A 20,146-nucleotide genomic window follows, 5' to 3' on the forward strand; every position below is an offset into this window, starting at 1 on the left:
TTTGTGGGCGCGGTCAGAACCCCTGGCTTCGCGCCATCCGCTCCTGGTGGAAGCCGGCGTCGCCCAGCAGTTCGTTCAGCACCCGCACGCGCTTCATGAACAGGCCGACGTCGAACTCGTCGGTCATGCCGACGCCGCCGTGCATCTGCACCGCCTCCTGCACCGCCAGTTCGGCGACGCGCCCGGCCTTGGCCTTGGCCACCGACACGGCCAGCCCGGCGTCCTCGCGGCCCGCGTCGATGGCGTTCAGCGCGCCCATGGTCGCCGCCCGCGCGATCTCGATCTCGCTGAACAGGTGCGCCGCGCGATGCTGCAGGGCCTGGAACTCGCCGATCAGCTTGCCGAACTGCTTGCGCGTCCGCAGGTACTCCAGCGTGATCTGGAACGCCTGATCGCCGGCCCCGGTCAGCGACGCCGCCGCACAGGCCCGGCCGAGGTTCAGCGCCCCCTCCAGCAGCCCTTCGCCGCCGTCGACCGCGCCGATCACCGCGTCCGCATCAACCATGACGTCGGTCAGGGTCACCCGCGCCGCATTGTGCGCGTCGACCATCACCGTCCGCTCGATCTCGACCCCGGCCGCCTTCGGATCGACCAGGAACAGCGTCAGCCCGTTCTCCGTCAGCGCCGCCACGATCAGGGCGTCGGCGACATGGCCGTCCAGCACGAAGCCCTTGGCCCCGTTCAGCTTGAAGCCGTTGCCCGAGCGCTCGGCCACCGTGGCGATCCGCTCCGGGGCATGTTTCGCGCCCTCGTCCACGGCCAGCGACACGATGGCCTCGCCCGCCGCGATCCGCGGCAGCCAGGCCGCCTGCTGCTCGGCCGAACCGCCCTTCAGCACCGTCGCCGACAGCACGCCCGAGCCCATGAACGGCGACGGCGTCAGCGTCCGCCCCAGCGCCTCGGCCACCACCCCGGCCTCCACCGCGCCGAGGCCCGAGCCGCCGTGCTCCTCGGGGATCACCACGCCGGCGAACCCCATCTCGCCGAACGCCTTCCACAGCTCACGCGACACCCCGTCGGCGTCCTTCGAGTCCCGCAGTTTCCGCAGGTGCGCGATCGGCGCGTTCTCCGCCAGGAAGCCGTCCGCGGCCTCCTTCAGCATGGTCTGTTCTTCGGTCAGGATCAGGGACATGGGATTACGCGCCCGGCAGCTGGAGCAGGTGTTTGGCGATGATGTTCAGCTGGATCTCGCTCGTCCCGCCCTCGATCGAGTTGGCCTTGGTGCGCAGCCAGTCGCGCGCCGCGCCGCCGTGGTTCGAGCGCTCGCTCTCCCACTCCAGCGCGTCCGCCCCGCCCGCCGCCATCAGCAGCTCATGCCGCCGCTTGTTCAGCTCCGAGCCGTAGTATTTCAGCATCGAGGCGATGGCCGGATGCGCCTGCCCCGCCTTCACCTGGTCGCCGACCCGCTCCAGCGCCAGCCGGAAGGCCGCGCCGTCGACTTCCAGCTCGGCGATCCGTGCACGGAGCATCGCATCGTCCAGCCGCCCCTCCTCATCGGCTCCGATCGAATCCGTCGCCACCTGGCCCAGCGGCCGCGCCGAGCGCACCTCGCCCATGGCTCCGATCATGGTCCGCTCGTGGGCCAACAGATATTTGGCCACGTCCCATCCGCGGTTCAGCGTCCCGACCAGGTTCTCCTTCTCGACCCGCACGTCGTCGAAGAAGGTCTCGCAGAACGGGCTCTTGCCGCTGATCAGGGTGATCGGCTTCGTCGACACGCCCCTGGTCGCCATATCGAACAGCACGAACGAAATGCCCAGATGCTTGGGCGCCTCCGCATCCGTGCGCACCAGGCAGAAGATCCAGTCGGCCTTATCGGCGTAGCTGGTCCACACCTTCTGGCCGTTGACGATCCAGTGGTCGCCCTTGTCCTCCGCGCGGGTCTGCAACCCGGCCAGGTCCGACCCGGCGCCCGGCTCGGAATAGCCCTGGCACCAGCGTATCTCGCCGCGCACGATCTCGGGCAGGAAGCGCTTCTTCTGTTCCTCGCTGCCGAACTGCAGCAGCGCCGGCCCCAGCATCCAGATGCCGAAGCTGTTCAGCGCCGGCTGCGCCTTGATGCGTCGCAGCTCCGACGCCAGCACCTTGGCCTCCTCGCGCGTCAGCCCGCCGCCGCCGTACTCGACCGGCCACTCCGGCGCGGTCCAGCCCTTCGCACCCATCCGCTCCATCCAGAGCTTGTGGCCGGGCGTCCGGAACACGGCGTTGCGCCCGCCCCAGATGGCGTCTTCCTCGCTGCCGCCGGGGCCCCGGCATTCGGCCGGGCAGTTCGCCTCCAGCCACGCGCGCGTCTCCGCGCGGAACGTCTCAAGGTCAGTCATGTCGCGTATTCCCGCGTTTCCTCTGCGGGAAGGTTTAGCAGCGAACGCGCCCTGACGCTGCGTCAGCCTCGCCTCCCCATCGCAGATGGGGAGGGGGACCATTCCGGCGACTCAGCCGGAATGGTGGAGGGGGCGACTCCGACGGATGAGAGTTGGCGTTTCACAGGCAAACGCCGGCGACGCCCCCTCCGTCACGGCGCGAAGCCGCGCCATGCCACCTCCCCATGGAATGGGGAGGTGAGGTTCTCGTCACACACCACCCGGCAGGAACGGCGAAAACGTAATCACCGTGAAGGTGTCGCGGATATGCGGACGGGTCTGAACCGACTTCGTCACGAACGTCCCGATGTCCATTTCCTTCGGCAGCTGGAATTTGGCCAGCAGGTCGTACTGGCCCGAGGTCGAATAGACCTCCGACACGTGCTCGACGTTGTCGACCATGTCCGCCGCCACGTCATTGGCGTGGCCCAGCTCGCATTTGATGAAGACGAAGATGGCGGTCATCATGGCGGAGTCGCTCCGGTGTTCGGAGGCTCTCTAGCGGATGGCAGCGTGACGGGTAAGGGCAAGGCTCCGGCGATCGACCTCGAGGCCGAGTACAACAACCGCGCCCGCGTGCCGGATCACCAGACCGTCATGGGCCGCTGGCGCGAGACCGCCGAGGCCGCCCGCGCCGCGACGCCCCCGGTCGAGATCGCCTACGGCCCCGGAGAGCGCGAGGTCATGGACCTGTTCGAGGCCGCTCCCGGCGCGCCCGTCGCCGTCTTCCTGCACGGCGGCTACTGGCAGGCGCTGGACCGCAAATGGTTCTCCGGTCTCGCCCCGGCGCTGAACGCCCACGGCGTCAGCCTGGCGATACCCTCCTACGACCTCGCCCCCTCGGTCCGGCTGGGCCGCATCCTCAAACAGGCGCGCGACGCGGTCGAAGCGGTCCGCGCCCGCACAGGAACCCGCCCCGTCGTCTTCGGCCACTCCGCCGGCGGCCACATGGCCGCCTGCATGCTGTCCGAAGCCCGCGCCTCCGCCGCCGTCGCCATCTCGGGCGTCTTCGACCTCGCCCCCCTGATCCCGACCTCGCTGAACATCGCGCTCCGCCTCGACGAGACCGAGGCTTCTGCCCTGTCGCCGATCCACTGGCCCGTCCCCAACGGCTCCACGCCGGGCGGCACCATCCTCGACTGCCTCGTCGGCGGCGACGAAAGCCCGGAGTTCCTGCGCCAGTCCCGCAAGATGGCCGACCTCTGGGACGGCCAGGGCGTCGAGACCCGCTACGAAGCTCTCCCCGGCCTCAACCATTTCACCGTTCTGGACCCGCTGTTCGATCCGGACAGCGCCATGGTGAAGCGGATCGTGGACCTGGCGAAACAATAAGTTCCGCTCATCCCCGCGAAAGCGGGGACCCAGTCCTTTTGCGGTTCCGGCGCCATGGGATAAGCAGGGTCTCGTCACCGGAGACACCGGTCATCCAAAGCACTGGGTCCCCGCTTTCGCGGGGATGAGCGGAGTTAAAATGCGCCACGACCGCCTCTCTGTCCTCACCGCCCTCGAGACCCAGGGCGTGGCCCCCGTCTTCTATCATCCGGATCCCGAGGTCTGCCTGAACGTCATCCGCGCCTGCGCCCGGGGCGGGGCGAAGGCCATCGAGTTCACCAACCGCGGCGACTTCGCCATCGACCTGTTCGGCGACCTGGCCCGCGAGCTGCAGACGACCGATCCGGACGTCATCCTCGGCATCGGCTCGGTCGTCGACGCCGGCACCGCCGCAATGTTCCTGAACCGCGGCGCCCGCTTCATCGTCAGTCCCTGCCTCGTCCCCGACGTGGCGAAGGTCTGCAACCGCCGCATGACCGCCTACTTCCCCGGCTGCGGCTCGGTCACCGAGATCGGCCAGGCCCACGAGCTGGGCTGCGAGATCGTCAAACTGTTCCCCGGCGCCTCGGTCGGCGGCGCCGACTTCGTCAAGGCGGTCATGGGCCCCATGCCGTGGACCAAGATCATGCCCACCGGCGGCGTCGACCCGGACGAGGCCTCGATCGCCAAATGGTTCGGAAGCGGCATCGTCGCCGCCGGCATGGGTTCGAAACTGATCACCGACGCCGCCGTGAAGTCCGGCGACTGGGCCGGCATCGAGGCCCAGGTCAAACAGACCGTCGCCGCCATCGCCGCCTTCCGCGCCAAGGCCTGAGCCTCACCTCTCCACACAGTGGGGAGGTGGCGCGGCGCAGATATGCGCCGTGACGGAGGGGGCGACGCCGCCCTCCCCCGTCAGTGCGCCTTCAAGATCGCGTCGACTTCCTTACGCGTCGGCATCGACGGCTGAGCTCCCGGCCGCGTCGCCGCGATCGCCCCGGCGGCGCAGGCGAAGGTCAAGGCAGCCTGCGGCTCCATCCCCTCCAGCAGCGCCACGGTGATCGCGCCGACGAAGCAGTCGCCCGCGCCCGTCGCATCGACCGCCCGCACCTTAGGCGGCGTCGCCCAGGCCATCTCGACCCCGCGGTGGTACATCACCGCGCCCTTCGCCCCCTTCGTCACCACCACCCGGCCGCCGCCGTGATGCAGCAGGTCGCCGTAGAAGGCCGCCTCGGTCTCGTTCACGACGATCAGATCGGCCCGGCGCAGCAGCTGGTCCGACACCGGAGCCGCCGGGGCCAGGTTCACGCAGACGAACTCCGTCGCCCGCCCCACCGCCGCCTCGACCGTGTCGATCGGCAGCTCCAGCTGCACGATCAGCGGACAGTCGATCCGCGCCGGCAGTTGCTCGGGCGAGGCCAGATGGTTCGCCCCCGCCGCCACCACGATCTGGTTCTCGCCCTCGGGATCGACCGCGATCAGGGCCACGCCCGTCGGCGCCTCGGCGTCGGCGATGACGTGGCCGATGTCGACGTCGTCGGCCAGCAGCAGCGCCATCGCCTCCTCGGCCATGGAGTCGCGCCCGACCCGGCCGATCATCAGCACCTCGTCGTCGCCCGGCGCGCCCCGCATCAGCCGCTGCGCCGCCAACGCCTGGTTGGCGCCCTTGCCGCCCGGATGCCGCGCCAGCGTCGCGCCCGTCACCGTCTCGCCCGCCCGCGGCAGCTTCGGCGCCGTGGCGACGAAGTCCAGGTTGATCGATCCGACGACGGTGATCTGCAAGGCGCCTTCTCCCTCCGCCCCGCGCGGGGCTGATCCACCCTCTCCATAGCCCCCGGGCGTCGCCCTTGGCCACCATCACGATCAGGTGCGCAGGGGCCATTCGGGGCGGCGAGTCAGGGTTTTCCCCCATCCCCCCGCGCGCCCTCACCCGGCAGTTTGACCGCCCTTCCAGTCCTTTCAGCGGAGCAGACCCGTGCCCGACAAGAAACCCAATATCCTCGTCATCTGGGGAGACGATATCGGCATGTGGAATGTCGGCGCCTACACCCACGGCATGATGGGCAAGACGCCCAACATCGACAGCATCGCCAAGGAAGGCTGTCTCTTCACCGACCACTACGGCCAGCCCAGCTGCACCGCCGGCCGCGCGGCCTTCATCACCGGCCAGATGCCGGTGCGCACCGGCATGACCACCATCGGCATCCCCGGTTCGGCCCGCGGCATCCAGAAGGAAGACCCGACCCTGGCCGAGGTGCTCAAGGACCAGGGCTACGCCACCGCCCAGTTCGGCAAGAACCACCTCGGCGACCGCAATGAGTTCCTGCCCACATCGCATGGCTTCGACGAGTGGTTCGGCAACCTCTACCACCTCAACGCCGAGGAGGAGCCGGAGGAGCTCGACTATCCGGGCCAGAAGAACCCCGACTACCTCAAGAAATTCGGCCCGCGCGGCGTGCTGCACGCCTGGGCCACCGACAAGGACGACCCCACCGACGACGGCATCTTCGGCAAGCGCGGCAAACAGAAGATCGAGAACACCGGCCTGCTGACCCGCAAGCGGATGGAGACCTTCGACAAGGAGGTGCTCGACCATACGCTCAACTGGCTCGACCGCGTCGGCAAGGACGACAAGCCCTGGTTCTGCTGGTTCAACACCACCGCCATCCACATCTTCTCGCACCCCGGACCGGGCTATGTGCAGAAGGCGGTCGATGAGGGCCGGGCCGAGGAAGACGTCGTCCGCGCCAAGATGCTGGAGCATGACGAGCACGTCGGCGCCCTGCTGGCCAAGCTCAAGGAGCTCGGCGTCGAGGACGACACCATCATCATGTACTCGACCGACAACGGTAACGAGATGATGCTGTGGCCGGATGGCGGCTATGCCCCGTTCCGCGGCGAGAAAGGCACCACCTGGGAAGGCGGCGTCCGCGTGCCCTGCCTGATCAAGTGGCCGGGCAAGATCCCCGCCGGCTCAACCTGCAACGGCCTGCAGAACCACGAGGACGTCTACCTGACCCTGGCCGAGGCCGCCGGCGCCAAGGGCGTCAAGGAGAAGCTCCTCGACGGCCACAAGATGAATGGCGTCACCTACAAGTGCCACCTCGACGGTTTCAACCAGATCGACATGTGGACCGGCAAGACGGAGGAATCCGCCCGCGTCGCCCACTACTACTACGATGAAACCGATCTGATGGCGGTCCGGGTCAAGAACTGGAAGATGCACATCGGCGTCAAGAAGAACGGCAGCTGGTTCACCGAGAAGGCCTACCCGTCCATCCCCTATCTGTTCCACCTGCGTATGGACCCGATGGAGAAGATGGATCCCGAGAGCGAGGAGTGGGGCTATATCGGGCGGAAATTCTTCGCCTCGAAGCTCTGGGCTCCGAACGCCGGCGCCCCCTTCATCGCCGAGCATCTCGAGAGTCTGAAGGCCTATCCGCCTCGCCAGGCCGCCGACACCCTGTCGATGCACGTGGCCCTCGAAAAGGCCATGGCGGCGCTCGCCGACCCCCGCGGAGGCTGATCGTCGAAAGCTCCGGGCCGTCCGCGAGGGCGGCCCGGAATTCGAGCGGCCTGCTTCATGCCACCTTCTCCGCGATCAGGTCGAATACGCCCTCCGCGTCGGCGCTTACTGCCCAGCGATGCGGCAGCGATCCCGCCACGCCCGCCCGGAACTCCACCGCCGTATGCCCGCGCGTCAGGTCGCTGCCCGTCTCCACCTGGATGCGGCAGCGCTTCAGCTCGAACAGCTCCGGCTTCAGCAGCCAGGCCACCGGGCAGGGATCGTGCACCGGCGGCGCCTCGCCCTCCACGACCTCCCGCTCGATCCGCTGCGAATAGCGCATCATCGCCGCCGCCGCCGCGGCCTTCGGCGACTTCAGCTTCTCGATCCGCCTGATCCGCGCCTCGGTCGCCCGCACCTCATGCGTGGCGTCCAGGCCGAACATCACCACGTCGCAGCCCGCCGCCAGCACCTCCGCCGCCGCGTCGGGATCGGCCCAGATGTTGAACTCGGCCGAGGCGGTGATGTTGCCGGCCTCCCGGCGCGCGCCGCCCATGACGGCCACGGGCCCCAGCCGTCCGGCCAGCCCCGGCGTCCGCCGCAGCGCCAGCGCCAGATTGGTCATCGGACCGACCACGACCATGGCCACCGACTTCTCCGGCCGGGCCATGACCAGCCGCACGATCGCCTCGGCCGCATGCCCGTCGGCGGCGGGCGCCGTCGGCTCGAACGGATCCAGATCGCCCAGCCCCTCGTCGCCGTGGAACACGCCCGCGCCCGACGGCTTGCGCCGGATCGGGCGGTGCGCGCCCATCCACACCGGCACGTCCTCGCGGCCCGCGATCTGGCGCAGCATCCGCGCGTTCCGGGCCGTCTTCTCCACCGGCACGTTGCCGCCCACGGTGGTGATGGCCAGCAGGTCCAGTTCGTCCGCCCCGAAGGCGAGCATCAGCGCCACGGCGTCATCCACGCCGGGGTCGCAGTCGATAATGAGAGATTGTCTGTTCACGGGCTCTCAGTGCCGCGCCCGGCCCCGCGCCGCAAGCGATCCCGTCAGTTTGAAGCCAGCGGCGAATGGACCGTCAGCTGGATTTCCACGATCCCGGTCCCGCCCAGCAGGCCGCTCGTGCCCACCGCCGTCCACGCCGGACGGGGTCCATCCGCGAACTCGCGCCACACCCGGGCGATGACCTCGATCTGCTGATCCTTCGTGCCGGTGAAGTCCGGGCCCTCCCAGACGTGGAAGCTGTTGATCAGGGCGACGTCGTTCATCGTCACCCCGGCCGCCTTCACGGTCCGGTCCAGCTGCGTCAGCGCCCGCCGCACCTGACCCTCGAACGCCGCCGCATCGGTTCCCTCGCCCTCGGCCCGGAACACGATCGCGCCCGAGACATACAGGGTGTCCCCCGCCCGCCGCGCCGGGGCGTAGCCGATCTCGTCGTACGCCCGCTGGAATCCCGCCGACGGAATGATCACCTCGCCGCCGGAACTGGGCAGGCGCACCGGAAACGTCGGCGCGGTCTGGGCGAAGGCGGTCGCGGGCAGCAAGGCTGCGGCGATCACGGCGGCGGCGAGAAGGCGCATCGGTCAGTCTCCGGTTCAGCCCTCTTCCGTGCCGCCCCCGACCGCCGTTCTCAACTTAAGCTTTCGTCACGCGCAGGCGCGCACGCTCGCCTCCGCCAGCACCTCCGCCGAGTCCACCAGCGTCACGCTCACCTCGCCCGCCTCCAGCAATAGCGGCACCTCGGTGCATCCGGCGATCACCGCCTCCGCGCCGTCGGCGACCAGCGCCGCCGCCAGCCGGCGCATCTCGGCCCGCGGCGCGTCGCCCAGGTCGCCGGCCTTGAAGTCGAACACGGCCTTCATGAAGGCCTCGCGGTCCGCACCCTCCAGGCGCGCCGTCTCCAGCCCCGCCCCGGCCAGCGCCGCCGCATACAGCTTCTCGCCGCCGGGCGTGGCCAGCACGCCGATCCGGTGCGCGCCGGTCGCCTTCGCCGCCGTCACGGTCGCCTCGACCATGTCGATGAAGGGCAGCCCCGCCGCGCGGATCGCCTCCACATGCGCGTGCGCCGTATTGCACGGCATCGCCAGCAGCTCGGCCCCGGCGTCGCGCAGCCGCACCGCCATTTCGCCCAGCGCCTTCGCCGCGCCCTCGGGGTCCGTATGCCGGTTCGGCACATGCGGGTTCAGGTCGACCAGCATGCGGATGTGATCCTCGTCCCGCGTCGCCGGCGTCAGCGCCTGCACCCGCGCCATGAAGGCCGTCGTCGCCACCGGCCCCATGCCGCCCAGCACGCCCAGGATTTTGCCCATCACTCTCACGCCTCCGCTTGTCGCCGGTCCTTATGCGCGCGGCCGGCGCCCGGTCTCAACCGGCTTGCGCCAGTTCCCGCGTCAGCGTCGCCATCAACTCGCCCGCCGGCAGCGCCCGGGCCAGGGGCGCGCCCTGCCCGGCCCACTGCGCCCCGAACCCCGCCTCGCCCGCCGCCTTCGCCGCGGCGTTCAGCGCCTTCCCGGCGTCATAGGCGATCGGATAGTCGGGAACCGGCGCCGCAACGCCTTCGCCCCATGCCGTGAACCGGTTGCGCAGACACCGCGCGGGCCGGCCCGACACGGCCCGCGTCATCGTCGTATGGTTCGCCGCCTCGCTGTTCAGCGCCGCGCGATAGCCGGCGTCCGCACTGCTCTCCGGACAGGCGATGAAGGCCGTGCCCAGCTGCGCCGCGACCGCGCCCAGGTCCAGCGCCGCCCGCACGCCCCGCCCGTCCATAATCCCGCCCGCCGCGATCACCGGCAGACCCGCCTTCGCCGCCAGCAGCCGGGTCAGGGCCAGCACGCCCAGTTGGTCGTCGATCGCGTCCGGATCGAACACCCCCCGGTGCCCGCCGGCCTCATAACCCTGGGCCACGACCGCATCCATCCCGGCGGCTTCCGCCGCCAGCGCCTCGTCCAGGCTGGTCGCGCTGGCGATCAGCACGCAGCCCGCCCCTTTCAATGCCGCGACGCACCGCGCGCCCGGCAGACCGAAGTGGAAGCTCACCACCGGCGGCGCGGCCTCGACCAGCGCCTCCAGCATGTCGTCGTCGTCGGCAAAGCTCTTGTAGATCGTCCGCAACGACGCCGGCGGCGTCGCGCCATACGCGACGAACAGGGGCCTCATGGCTTCCAGCCACGCCGCCTCGCGCGCCGCATCCGGCTTCGGCGTCGCATGCACGAACAGGTTCACATTGAACGCCCGCCCGGTCAGCGCCCGGACCGCTGCGATCATCGCCCGCGCCGCGTCCGCATCCGTCGCCCCGACCGCGACCGAACCCAGCCCGCCCCCCTCCGACACCGCCGCCGCCATCTCCGGCGTCGACACCCCGGCCATGGGCGCCTGGATGACCGGAACAGTCAGTCCCAGGCGGTCGAGCAGGGACGTCGGGGAGGTGGGCATCGGACGGACCTGCTGCGCCGGGGAGGCTTCCGAGTTGGGGACCAATCCGGACCGTTCAAGGATCGACCGCCGCGACCTCCGCCTGCCGTTCGTTGCGCAAGGCGTCCAGCGCCCGCGCCACATTCTCCAGCGTGTACGGCTTCTGCAGCACCGCCCGGTCCGTATGCGCCTCGGGCAGGGTCGTCTGCTCGCCATAGCCCGACGCGAAGATATACGGGATGCCCAGCGCCTTCAGCCGGTCCGCCACCGCATAGCTGGTCCGATCCCCCAGGTTGATGTCGAGCATCGCCAACGACGGCGCCGCCTGGGATATGACCTCCAGCGCCGCCTCCACGGTCGACGCCGTAATCACCTCTGACGCCCCCAGCCGGGTCAGCACGTCCTCGGCGTCCAGGGCGATGATCAGACTGTCCTCCACCAGCAGCATCCGTTCGCCGGTCAGCACGCCGGTCGGCGGCGGCGTCGGATGGCCCACGGCCGGCCGCGGGAAGCGCACGCGCGGCGCATGGTCTCCGCCGATGGCCGACACGTGGCGGGCCGGAATGCGCAGCCGCGCCGTCACGCCCGAGGCCGCATAGTCGATCCTCGCCTCGCCGCCCAGGTCATAGGGCACCGAGCGGTCGATGATGGTCGTGCCGAACCCCTTGCGCGTCGGCGCCTTCACCGGCGGTCCGCCCTGCTCGCGCCACTCGACGATCAGGTCGCCGGCGGCGTCCTGGGTCCAGCTGATGTCCACCGTCCCGCTGTCGGAAAGGCTGCCGTACTTGGCCGAGTTGGTCACCAGCTCGTGCATCACCAGGGCCATGGTCGAATAGGCCTGCGGGTTCAGCAGCACATGCCCGCCCAGCGAGCGGATGCGATCCGGCCGGTCCGCCAGGAAGGCCGCCGCCTCGGCGTCGATCAGGGTCTGCAGCGGCGCCGGTCCCCAGTGATCGTCGGTGATCTGGTTGTGCGCCCGCGCCAGGGCGTGAATCCGCCCGTCGACCAGTTTGACGAAGCTTTCGATGGAGTCGTCGTGCGGCTTGGATTGACGGATCAGGCCCCGGATCACGCCCAGAATGTTGCGCACCCGGTGGTTCAGCTCGGCGATCAGCAGCTCCTGCCGCTCGCTGGCCTGCTGCCGCTGCAGCGTGGCCGCATCCGCCATCCGCAACACAACCTCGACCAGGGTCGCCCGCAGCGTTTCCGCCACCCGCAGCTCGGACGCGGTGAACGGCCTCGCCCGCCCCTTCACCGTCTCCTTCCACTCCGCAAAGCTTTCGCGCGGCGTCAGCCTCGGCCCGTTCGGCCCGTAGGTGACCGGCTTGTGCGGATCGCCGCCCCAGCTGACGGATCGCTCCAGCTCGCGCCGGAACAGGATCACGAAATTCGGCGCCGCGCGCGAGATCGGGATGGCCAGCAGGCCCGCCGCCGTCGCCGCCAGCGACGGCGCGTCCGGAACCAGCTCGGCGATATGGTCCGTCGCATAGACCCGGTCGGGGCTGATCTCGGTCAGGCGCGCGACGATGCGCCGGATGTCGCCCGCGTCCGGCGTCGCGCCGGACGACGCCTGGCTGCCGTTGATCCACACCCCGACCCCGTCCGCCGGAATGGCCGAGGTCAGGATCTCGCTCAGCCAGTCCGGGTCGTTCAACAGGGTGTCGTCCGACGCCACCGCCCCCAGCAGCTGGTCGGAGATGTCCCGCGCCCGCCGCTCGAACTCGACCAGCTCCTTCCGCTCCCGGCTCTCCAGCCGCATCGAGAACATCTGGGCCAGCAGTTCGCAGACCGAGCGCCGCTCGAACGTCGGCGACATCGGGCTGTAGTGGTGGCAGGCGAACAGGCCCCACAGCTTGTCGTCGACGATGATCGAGATCGACATCGACGCCCGCACGCCCATGTTGCGCAGATACTCGATATGGATCGGCGACACGCTGCGCAGCACCGACAGCGACAGGTCCAGCAGACGCCCCTCGCTGTCCCGCGCAGGCGTCACCGGCACCGGCTCCGCCTCGATGTCGCTGATGATCCGCAGCAGGTTGCGCTTGTAGAGCTCCCGCGCCTGCTTCGGGATGTCCGTCGCCGGATAGTGCAGGCCCTTGAAGCTGCCGATCCCCGACCGGCACGCCTCGGCCACCACCTCGCCCGACCCGTCCTCGGCGAAGCGGTAGATCATCACCCGGTCGAAATCGGTCAGGGCCCGCACCAGGCGCGCGCCCTCGTTGAAGAACCGCGGAAAGTCCGGCGTCCGGTCCAGCCGCGCCACCATCGAGCGCACCGTGTTGGTGGCGTCGCCGCTCGGCTCGTTCGACGGCTGCGCCTCGATCACCGTGCGGCCGCCCGTCATGTGCACGGCGACGTCGAACGGAGGCCGCCCCGGGATCAGGCTGCAGTGGAACAGCCGCTCGACCGCGTCGTCGCCCAGCAGCATGGCGGCCCGGTTGCGCAGATTGTGCAGCGCCTCGCGATCGACCAGGTCGCCGAACGGCCGCCCCAGCAGGTCGGCCGCCTTCACGCCGGTGAAGACCTCCAGGTTCTCTGAGGCCCGATCGACCGTCCAGTCGTCCGCAAGACTGACCAGGAAGCCGATCGGCTGGATCGCGCCCAGCAGGTGGATCGGCTCGCGGTCGCAGTTGGTCAGGTCGACCGTTCCCCCGGTGATCTGGGTCATGCAGCCAGCCTCGTTCGCGCGGCGATCCGGAAACAGTCGAACACCGACCGCGCCGCGGCGATCGCCGAATCCAGGTCAGGTCCGGAGGCCAGCCGCTCATCCAGCATCCCGGTCAGCGCGCGCCAGCGCGGACCGTTGTCCTCGCCCCCCAGAAACCGCACGGGCGCCCCGCGCGGAACCGCCCGCCGCAGCATCGCGCCGCCCAGCCTCGATCCCTCCAGCACATAGACCGCGCCCAGCACCGCCGCGGCGCCCGAAAACTCGACCGGCGGCAGCTCGTCCACCCGGCCGATCCCCAGCCCGGCTAGGTCCGCGCGCAGCAGTTCCGCCCGGCGCCGCGTGGCCCAGTCGTCGATCAGCAATCCCGCCCCGCCGCGCTCGACCGCCGCCTCCAGCGGAAGGAAGGCCCGCGCCTGCGCGGCCAGGAAATCGCCGTAGCCGCGCACCGACGACAGATCGAACGCCGCATACGCCGCATCCACCTGCTCATGCTCGCGCCGCGTCTCTTCGCGAAGCCTCAGACGTGCACTCAAAATTCGTTACCCGACTGATTTATCTGAATAAAGGAAGACGCCCATCTATCAGAACGCGCCAGACGACACAAAGCTCCACCGTTCCGAACACGCCGCGCCGGGCCTGGCCTCGTCTCCGCCCGGCTTCACGCGCACGCTTCTGAATGGCTAAGTGTCCCGGCGCCCATCGTCAGGTCCGAACCGAGATGACCGAACACCGAATCTACTCCGTCAGCTTCGCCAGCGTTTACCCGCACTACGTCGCCAAGGCGGAGAAGAAGGGGCGGACGAAGGCCGAGCTCGACCGGATCATTCTCTGGCTGACCGGCTACACGCCGGAGGAGTTCGAGGCCCACCTGGCGAACAAAACCGACTTCAGAACCTTCTACGGCCAGGCCCGCCTCAACCCGGCCCGAAGCGAGATCAGGGGCGTCGTCTGCGGCGTCCGCGTCGAGGACATCGAGGACCCGCTGATGCGCGAGCTCCGTTACCTCGACAAGCTCGTCGACGAACTGGCCAAAGGGAAGGCGATGGAGAAGATCCTCAGGGAGCCGAAAGCATGAGCAAGAGCCGGCTGCTGCGCATGGACAACGTCGGCATCGTGGTCGAGTCCCTCGACGACGCCGTCGCCTTCTTCACCGAGCTCGGCCTGACGCTGGAGGGCCGCGGCATGGTCGAGGGCGAATGGGCCGGCCGCGTCACCGGCCTCGGCGACCAGCGCGTCGAGATCGCCATGATGGTCACCCCCGACGGCCACTGCCGTCTCGAGCTCTGCCGCTACCTGGCCCCGGCCGTCGTCGCCGACCACCGCGCCGCCCCGGTCAACGCCCTCGGCTACCTGCGCGCCATGTTCGCGGTCAGCGACATCGACGACGTCGTCACCCGCCTCCGCGCCCACGGCGGAGAACTCGTCGGCGAGGTGGTCCAGTACGAAAACGCCTACCGCCTCTGCTACCTTCGCGGCCCGGAGGGCATCCTCATCGGCCTCGCCGAACCGCTGGCGGACGGGCGGTAGAAGCCCCGACAGTCGCCGCGCCCGGCGTCGCCTACAACCCCGCCCCGATTTCGCTCTCGTAACCGAACAGCCCCTGGGCCCCGCCGGTGTGCAGGAACACCACCGTCTCGTCCTTGAAGCGGCCGAGCTTCGCCAGGGCGATCAGGCCCTTCATCGCCTTGCCGGTGTAGACCGGGTCCAGCAGGATCCCGTCCGTCCGCGCCGCGAGCTTCAGCGCCTCGATCACCGCGTCGTCGACCAGGCCGTAGCCCTCGCCGACATAGTCGCAGTCAGCGACCACCATCTCCGGCTTCACCGCGTCCGGGCGGCCCAGCAGGATCACCGTCTCGCGCGCCAGCTTCAGCACGTTCTCTTCCTGCTTGGCCTTCGGCGCCCGCACCCCGATGCCCAGCACCGGAATGTCCGCCCCCATCACCGCCAGGCCCGCGACCAGGCCCGCATGCGTGCCGGCGCTGCCTGTCGCCGTCACGATGCGGTCGACCGGCAGGTCCAGCTCATCGGCCTGCACCACGATCTCCCGCGCGCAGTCGACATAGCCCAGCGCCCCGATGGCGTTCGAACCGCCGCCCGGGATCACGTAGGGTTTGCCGCCCCGCGCCCTCACCTCGACCGCCGTCTTCTCCAGCTCGGCGACCATGTCGGTCCCGCCCGGCACGGTGCGGAAGGTCGCGCCCAGCAGCCGGTCCAGCAGGACGTTGCCGTTGCCGACATAGTCGGGCGCCTTCGACCCCGTCCGCTCCTCCAGAATGATCTCGCAGGCCAGCCCATGGCTCGCCGCCGCCGCCGCCGTCTGGCGCACGTGGTTCGACTGCACCGCGCCTTGCGTCACCAGGGTGTCGGCGCCCTGTTCGAAGGCGTCGCCGAGCAGGAACTCCAGCTTGCGGGTCTTGTTGCCGCCCCCGGCCAGGCCGGTGCAGTCGTCGCGCTTGATCCAGAGGTCGATCCCCAGCGCCTCGCCCAGTCGCGGCAGCGGCTCCAGCGGCGTCGGCAGGTGCGCCAGGCGGACGCGGGGAAAGCGGGCGAGATGCATGGCGAAGCCTCCGTGGTCGCCCCTCCCTACCGCCATTCCGTGGTGCCGCGAAGGGCGTCGGCGTGGAACCCCAAACCGTCCCCTTTTTCGCGCCCGGCCGCGCGGTCGAAAAAGTGCGAAAAGTCCGGAACCGATCGTACGTGACGCGGTTATGCGATCGGACCTTGCGGCGATGCGCGCTCGACAGAGTCCTCCAGCGGCCCGGTCTCTGCCACGCCCCCCGACGCAGACCGGGCCGCACCTTTATCTGCTCCCCCTCACTTGTCCGACTCAGCCGACCGGCGCGATGTTGGACCTATGGTCGAATCGACGTCTCGCATGCGTGACCGCAGCGCCACCGAAGCCGCTATCGTCGAGGCGGGCGAGCGCATCCTGCTGCGCGACGGCTTTCCGGGCCTGAACGTCCAGACCCTGGCCGCCGAGGCGGGCTGCGACCGCAAGCTGGTCTATCGCTATTTCGAGGGCGCCGACGGCGTGGTGCAGAAGCTGGCCGGGCGCTCGCTCGCCGGCCTCGTCCGCACGCTCGACTCGGTCCCGCCGGCCGAGACCGAGTCCATGCGCGCCTTCGCCCGCGAGAGCCTGACCGCCTGGGTCGCCGCGCTCCGCGCCAGTCCACTGACCCTGCGCCTGATGGCCTGGGCCCTGGTCGAGTCCTCGCCCCTGCTGAACCGCATCGAGTCCGACCGCGCCGCCCTGCTCCAGGCCTGGATGCGCGAGCGCCGCCCGCGCCTGCGCACCCCGCCGCAAGGCGACCCCGCCGCCCTCAACGCCGTCCTCCTCGCCGCCGTCCAGCACCTGGCCCTCTCGGCCGGCGCGCGCCCCGGCGTCGGCGGCGTGGCCCTGGACGACGCGGGCTGGGCCCGCATCGAGGGCGCGCTGGACCAGCTGCTGGTCGTCTTCCCGGACTAAAGTTCGAGGCGCATCTCGCAGCGGTCCTTGCCGGGCGCATAGCCGTTCGGGATCACCGACTGCACCACGAAGCCGTACCGCTCGTAGAAGCCGGTCGTCAGCTGGCTGGTGTCCAGGCGGATGGCCTTCGCCCCGGCCGCCCTGGCCGCCACGATCCGGGCCCGGGTTAGGGCGTCGCCGACGCCCTGCCGGTGCAGGCTCCCGTCGACCATGCCCCAGCACAGCGAGGCGCTGCCGTCCGGCTCGATCGCATGGCCGCCGCAGGCCACCACCCGCCCGTCGCGTTCGATCACCTGGTAGGGCCAGCCGTCATCGAGGAAGGCCTCATAGTCGGGCCGCTCGGTCTGGTCGAAATACGTCGGGCTGTTGGAGTCGAACAGCCGCAGACAGTCTTCGCGGTCGGTGTCGCGATAGGGGCGGGCGAGGTCGGTCATGCCGCCGCCGTCCGGATCGTAGCCATCACCCGCTCCGGGTCGGCCAGCCCGCGCAGGCGCGGCAGCCGCTCCATCCGGTCCAGCCCGCCGTCCAGGTCCCCGCGCCCCGCCGCGACCACCTCGTCCAGCCCGCCCAGCCAAAGGGTCCGGCCCTGCACCCTGAAGTCCGGCGCCGCCTCCAGTCCGACCGCGTGCCGCACCGTCCCGTCGTCCGCCAGGATCAGCACCCGCCGGCTGGTCACCGCATACACCTCGCGCGCCCGCTTCCGCCGCGACCAGGCCGCCAGCGCCAGCCAGCCGGCGAACGCCCACAGCGGGATCGTCATGACCGCCACCAGCCCCGGCCGCTCGCTCAGCAGCCCGGTCCGGTCGCGCAAGTTCCACAGCAGGCTGCCGCCGACCACCACCAGCAGCCCGAGCGGGTGCGCCAGCTCCCAGCTCAGCCACACGGCCGCGCCCGGTCGCCCGGCCCACAGCACCTGTTCGCCCGTCGCCGTCGCCTGCCGCGCCACCCTCAGGGCCTCCGGATCATATCGACTGTCCATGCCGCCTCCCGCCCTCAATCTGGGCCCGCACCGGCTCGACAGCCAGCCCCCCCGAGCGTATGGCTGCCCCGTTCTCCGGGGGGTCGCACCTGAAGCGGCTGAGATTGGCGTGATCGCCTGACCCGTCGAACCTGATCCGGGTCATGCCGGCGAAGGGATGGGAAACGCTCGGTCCACGCTACAGGACCACCACGCCCGACGTCGGCGGACCTCCACAACGAGGCCGCCATGAACATCGCCGTCACCCCCCCGACGACTCCCGCCGAACCGAACGTGGACCTGGCCCTGGCCGACGCCCGCACCGAGGTGATGAAGGAGACCGGGACCATCCCGACCGGCGAGCGCGCCGGGTCCAAGAAGGTCTATGTCGCCGGCGAGCTCTTCCCCGACATCCGCGTCCCCTTCCGCGAAGTCGCCGTTCACCCCAGCGCCAACGAGCCGCCGGTGACCATCTATGACTCGTCCGGCCCCTACACCGACCCGACGGTGACCATCGACATCAAGCGCGGCCTGCCGCTGGTGAAGCCGTCGTGGCAGCTGGACCGCGGCGACATCGCCCGCGTCGAGACCCCGCGTGAGGTCAAACCCGAGGACAACGGCCACGCGTCGGGCAAACACCTCGCCCCGCGCTTCGACACCTCGAACCACCAGGTCTTCAAGGGCGTCGCCGGCCGCCCGGTGACGCAATACGAATACGCCAAGGCGGGCATCATCACGCCCGAGATGGAATACGTCGCCATCCGCGAGAACCTGCGGAGAGAAGAGGCGAGGGTCGAGGGTCGAGGGTCGGGTGAAGGCAAGATCACCCTGCACGACGGCTCCTCTATCGCCTTCCCTTCCTCGACCCTCGACCCTCGCCCCTCGACCCGGGACGGAGAGTCGTTCGGCGCCAGCATCCCCGACTATGTGACCCCGGAATTCGTCCGGAGCGAGATCGCCCGCGGCCGCGCCATCATCCCGCACAATATCAACCACCCCGAGGTCGAGCCGATGATCATCGGCCGCAACTTCCTGGTGAAGATCAACGCCAACATCGGCAACTCGGCGGTCCTCTCGTCGGTGGACGACGAGGTCGACAAACTGGTCTGGGCCACCCGCTGGGGCGCCGACAACGTCATGGACCTGTCGACCGGCCGCAACATCCACAACATCCGCGACTGGATCATCCGCAACAGCTCGGTGCCCATCGGCACCGTGCCGATCTACCAGGCGCTGGAGAAGGTGAACGGCGTCGCCGAGGACCTGACCTGGGAGGTCTATCGCGACACCCTGATCGAACAGGCCGAGCAGGGCGTCGACTATTTCACCATCCACGCCGGCGTCCGCCTGCCCTTCGTGCCGCTGACGGCCAACCGCGTCACCGGCATCGTCTCCCGCGGCGGCTCGATCATGGCCAAGTGGTGCCTGGCCCACCACAAGGAGTCGTTCCTCTACGAACACTTCGAAGACATCTGCGAGATCATGCGCGCCTACGACGTGTCGTTCAGCCTCGGCGACGGCCTGCGTCCCGGCTCGATCGCCGACGCCAATGACGCGGCCCAGTTCGCCGAGCTGCGCACCCTCGGCGAGCTGACGAAGGTCGCCTGGGACCACGGCTGCCAGGTCATGATCGAGGGCCCCGGCCACGTGCCGATGCACAAGATCAAGGCCAACATGGATGAGCAGCTGAAGCACTGCCACGAGGCGCCCTTCTACACCCTCGGGCCGCTGACCACCGACATCGCCCCCGGCTACGACCACATCACATCGGCCATCGGCGCGGCCATGATCGGCTGGTTCGGCACCGCCATGCTCTGCTACGTCACGCCCAAGGAGCACCTGGGCCTGCCCGACCGCCAGGACGTCAAGGACGGCGTCATCACCTACAAGATCGCCGCCCACGCCGCCGATCTGGCCAAGGGCCACCCCGCCGCCCGCGCCCACGACGACGCCCTGTCACGCGCCCGGTTCGAGTTCCGCTGGGAAGACCAGTTCAACCTCGGCCTCGACCCCGAGACGGCCCGCAAATACCACGACGCCACCCTGCCCAAGGAAGCCCACAAGACGGCCCACTTCTGCAGCATGTGCGGACCCAAGTTCTGCTCGATGAAGATCAGCCAGGACATCCGGGACGCCGCGCGCGGTCAGAACGACGCCGGCGCCAGCCTGGCAGAGGCGGAAGCCGGGATGGCGGAGATGTCCGCCAAATTCCGCGCCGGCGGCGCGGCCATCGAAGTGAAGGTCTAACCCTCTCCTCCCCCTCCTGGGGGAGGTGTCACGGCGCGCCTCCGCGCCGTGACGGAGGGGGCGACGCGCCCCTTCGATTCCGCTCATCCCGGCGAAAGCCGGGACCCAGTCCTTTGGGTGCTGCAGCGGGTCCCGTGGCCCGCTTCCCCTCGCCCTGAAGCGCCGGGCGTTTCACTGAACAGAACTGGGTCCCGGCTTTCGCCGGGATGAGCG

20 protein-coding genes and 1 riboswitch are annotated in these 20,146 nt (G+C 69.9%); of the genes, 7 read left to right on the plus strand and 13 right to left on the minus strand.

Annotated elements, in window-relative coordinates:
• Positions 1 to 13: 13 nt before the first annotated feature.
• The 3 genes from GGR12_RS15260 to GGR12_RS15270 all read right to left on the minus strand — a co-directional run bounded on the left by GGR12_RS15260 (position 14) and on the right by GGR12_RS15270 (position 2,828).
• Complete coding sequence (locus GGR12_RS15260; protein ID WP_183205441.1) at positions 14 to 1,132, minus strand: acyl-CoA dehydrogenase family protein; 1,119 nt, start codon at positions 1,130 to 1,132, stop codon at positions 14 to 16.
• Between the two features lie 4 nt (positions 1,133 to 1,136).
• Positions 1,137 to 2,321 carry an acyl-CoA dehydrogenase family protein gene (locus GGR12_RS15265; protein WP_183205443.1) on the minus strand — a complete coding sequence of 395 codons (1,185 nt, stop codon included), beginning with the start codon at positions 2,319 to 2,321 and terminating at the stop codon, positions 1,137 to 1,139.
• A gap of 249 nt (positions 2,322 to 2,570) precedes the next feature.
• On the minus strand, positions 2,571 to 2,828 hold the full coding sequence (locus GGR12_RS15270; RefSeq protein ID WP_183205445.1) for an Lrp/AsnC family transcriptional regulator: 258 nt from the start codon (positions 2,826 to 2,828) through the stop codon (positions 2,571 to 2,573).
• A gap of 45 nt (positions 2,829 to 2,873) precedes the next feature.
• Here GGR12_RS15270 and GGR12_RS15275 point away from each other — a divergent pair, with 45 nt between their 5' ends.
• Both GGR12_RS15275 and GGR12_RS15280 read left to right on the plus strand, forming a co-directional pair.
• The gene (locus GGR12_RS15275; RefSeq protein WP_183205447.1) at positions 2,874 to 3,692 is read left to right on the plus strand and encodes an alpha/beta fold hydrolase; all 819 of its coding nucleotides are present in this window, start codon (positions 2,874 to 2,876) and stop codon (positions 3,690 to 3,692) included.
• A 139-nt stretch (positions 3,693 to 3,831) separates the two neighbouring features.
• Complete coding sequence (locus tag GGR12_RS15280) at positions 3,832 to 4,506, plus strand: bifunctional 4-hydroxy-2-oxoglutarate aldolase/2-dehydro-3-deoxy-phosphogluconate aldolase (RefSeq protein WP_183205449.1); 675 nt, start codon at positions 3,832 to 3,834, stop codon at positions 4,504 to 4,506.
• Positions 4,507 to 4,586: 80 nt separating this feature from the next.
• Here GGR12_RS15280 and GGR12_RS15285 read toward each other — a convergent pair whose 3' ends face one another.
• A complete protein-coding gene (locus GGR12_RS15285) occupies positions 4,587 to 5,453 on the minus strand; it encodes a ribokinase (RefSeq protein WP_183205451.1) in 867 nt (288 codons plus the stop codon).
• Between the two features lie 193 nt (positions 5,454 to 5,646).
• Between GGR12_RS15285 and GGR12_RS15290 the strand changes: the two genes are divergently transcribed.
• Entirely contained in the window at positions 5,647 to 7,197 is a 1,551-nt protein-coding gene (locus tag GGR12_RS15290; RefSeq protein ID WP_183205452.1) for a sulfatase-like hydrolase/transferase, read from the plus strand.
• Positions 7,198 to 7,252: 55 nt separating this feature from the next.
• Here GGR12_RS15290 and GGR12_RS15295 read toward each other — a convergent pair whose 3' ends face one another.
• The 6 genes from GGR12_RS15295 to GGR12_RS15320 form a co-directional block, all read right to left on the minus strand.
• On the minus strand, positions 7,253 to 8,185 hold the full coding sequence (locus GGR12_RS15295; RefSeq protein WP_183205454.1) for a nucleoside hydrolase: 933 nt from the start codon (positions 8,183 to 8,185) through the stop codon (positions 7,253 to 7,255).
• Between the two features lie 44 nt (positions 8,186 to 8,229).
• Entirely contained in the window at positions 8,230 to 8,760 is a 531-nt protein-coding gene (locus tag GGR12_RS15300; protein ID WP_183205456.1) for a Rid family hydrolase, read from the minus strand.
• A 66-nt stretch (positions 8,761 to 8,826) separates the two neighbouring features.
• Positions 8,827 to 9,489 (minus strand): cysteate racemase, encoded by a 663-nt coding sequence (gene cuyB, locus GGR12_RS15305; RefSeq protein ID WP_183205828.1) that lies wholly within the window; start codon positions 9,487 to 9,489, stop codon positions 8,827 to 8,829.
• A gap of 55 nt (positions 9,490 to 9,544) precedes the next feature.
• Positions 9,545 to 10,612 carry an NAD(P)H-dependent flavin oxidoreductase gene (locus tag GGR12_RS15310; protein ID WP_183205459.1) on the minus strand — a complete coding sequence of 356 codons (1,068 nt, stop codon included), beginning with the start codon at positions 10,610 to 10,612 and terminating at the stop codon, positions 9,545 to 9,547.
• A gap of 55 nt (positions 10,613 to 10,667) precedes the next feature.
• A complete protein-coding gene (locus GGR12_RS15315; protein WP_183205465.1) occupies positions 10,668 to 13,262 on the minus strand; it encodes an HWE histidine kinase domain-containing protein in 2,595 nt (864 codons plus the stop codon).
• Positions 13,259 to 13,795 (minus strand): biliverdin-producing heme oxygenase, encoded by a 537-nt coding sequence (locus GGR12_RS15320; RefSeq protein WP_183205466.1) that lies wholly within the window; start codon positions 13,793 to 13,795, stop codon positions 13,259 to 13,261. The genes GGR12_RS15315 and GGR12_RS15320 overlap by 4 nt, the downstream gene beginning before the upstream one ends.
• A gap of 185 nt (positions 13,796 to 13,980) precedes the next feature.
• On the opposite strand from GGR12_RS15320, the gene GGR12_RS15325 reads away from it, so the two are divergent.
• Both GGR12_RS15325 and GGR12_RS15330 read left to right on the plus strand, forming a co-directional pair.
• Complete coding sequence (locus GGR12_RS15325) at positions 13,981 to 14,337, plus strand: DUF2200 domain-containing protein (protein WP_183205467.1); 357 nt, start codon at positions 13,981 to 13,983, stop codon at positions 14,335 to 14,337.
• Positions 14,334 to 14,789 (plus strand): VOC family protein, encoded by a 456-nt coding sequence (locus GGR12_RS15330; RefSeq protein ID WP_183205468.1) that lies wholly within the window; start codon positions 14,334 to 14,336, stop codon positions 14,787 to 14,789. The genes GGR12_RS15325 and GGR12_RS15330 overlap by 4 nt, the downstream gene beginning before the upstream one ends.
• A gap of 31 nt (positions 14,790 to 14,820) precedes the next feature.
• On the opposite strand, the gene cuyA is transcribed toward GGR12_RS15330, so the two are convergent.
• Positions 14,821 to 15,819: a D-cysteate sulfo-lyase gene (gene cuyA / locus GGR12_RS15335; RefSeq protein ID WP_183205470.1), complete on the minus strand. Its 999-nt coding sequence runs from the start codon at positions 15,817 to 15,819 to the stop codon at positions 14,821 to 14,823.
• Between the two features lie 318 nt (positions 15,820 to 16,137).
• Here cuyA and GGR12_RS15340 point away from each other — a divergent pair, with 318 nt between their 5' ends.
• Entirely contained in the window at positions 16,138 to 16,728 is a 591-nt protein-coding gene (locus tag GGR12_RS15340) for a TetR/AcrR family transcriptional regulator (protein WP_183205472.1), read from the plus strand.
• Here the strand turns inward: GGR12_RS15340 and GGR12_RS15345 are convergent.
• The gene (locus GGR12_RS15345; RefSeq protein WP_183205473.1) at positions 16,725 to 17,162 is read right to left on the minus strand and encodes a GNAT family N-acetyltransferase; all 438 of its coding nucleotides are present in this window, start codon (positions 17,160 to 17,162) and stop codon (positions 16,725 to 16,727) included. The genes GGR12_RS15340 and GGR12_RS15345 overlap by 4 nt on opposite strands.
• A complete protein-coding gene (locus GGR12_RS15350; protein ID WP_183205475.1) occupies positions 17,159 to 17,707 on the minus strand; it encodes a hypothetical protein in 549 nt (182 codons plus the stop codon). Before GGR12_RS15350 ends, GGR12_RS15345 begins: the two co-directional genes overlap by 4 nt.
• 66 nt (positions 17,708 to 17,773) lie before the next feature.
• Positions 17,774 to 17,883: riboswitch (TPP riboswitch) on the plus strand.
• 133 nt (positions 17,884 to 18,016) lie between these two features.
• Here GGR12_RS15350 and thiC point away from each other — a divergent pair.
• On the plus strand, positions 18,017 to 19,933 hold the full coding sequence (thiC, locus tag GGR12_RS15355) for a phosphomethylpyrimidine synthase ThiC (protein ID WP_183205830.1): 1,917 nt from the start codon (positions 18,017 to 18,019) through the stop codon (positions 19,931 to 19,933).
• Positions 19,934 to 20,146: the final 213 nt, after the last annotated feature.

Source organism: Brevundimonas lenta, assembly GCF_014196335.1.
GTDB classification, from domain to species: domain Bacteria; phylum Pseudomonadota; class Alphaproteobacteria; order Caulobacterales; family Caulobacteraceae; genus Brevundimonas; species Brevundimonas lenta.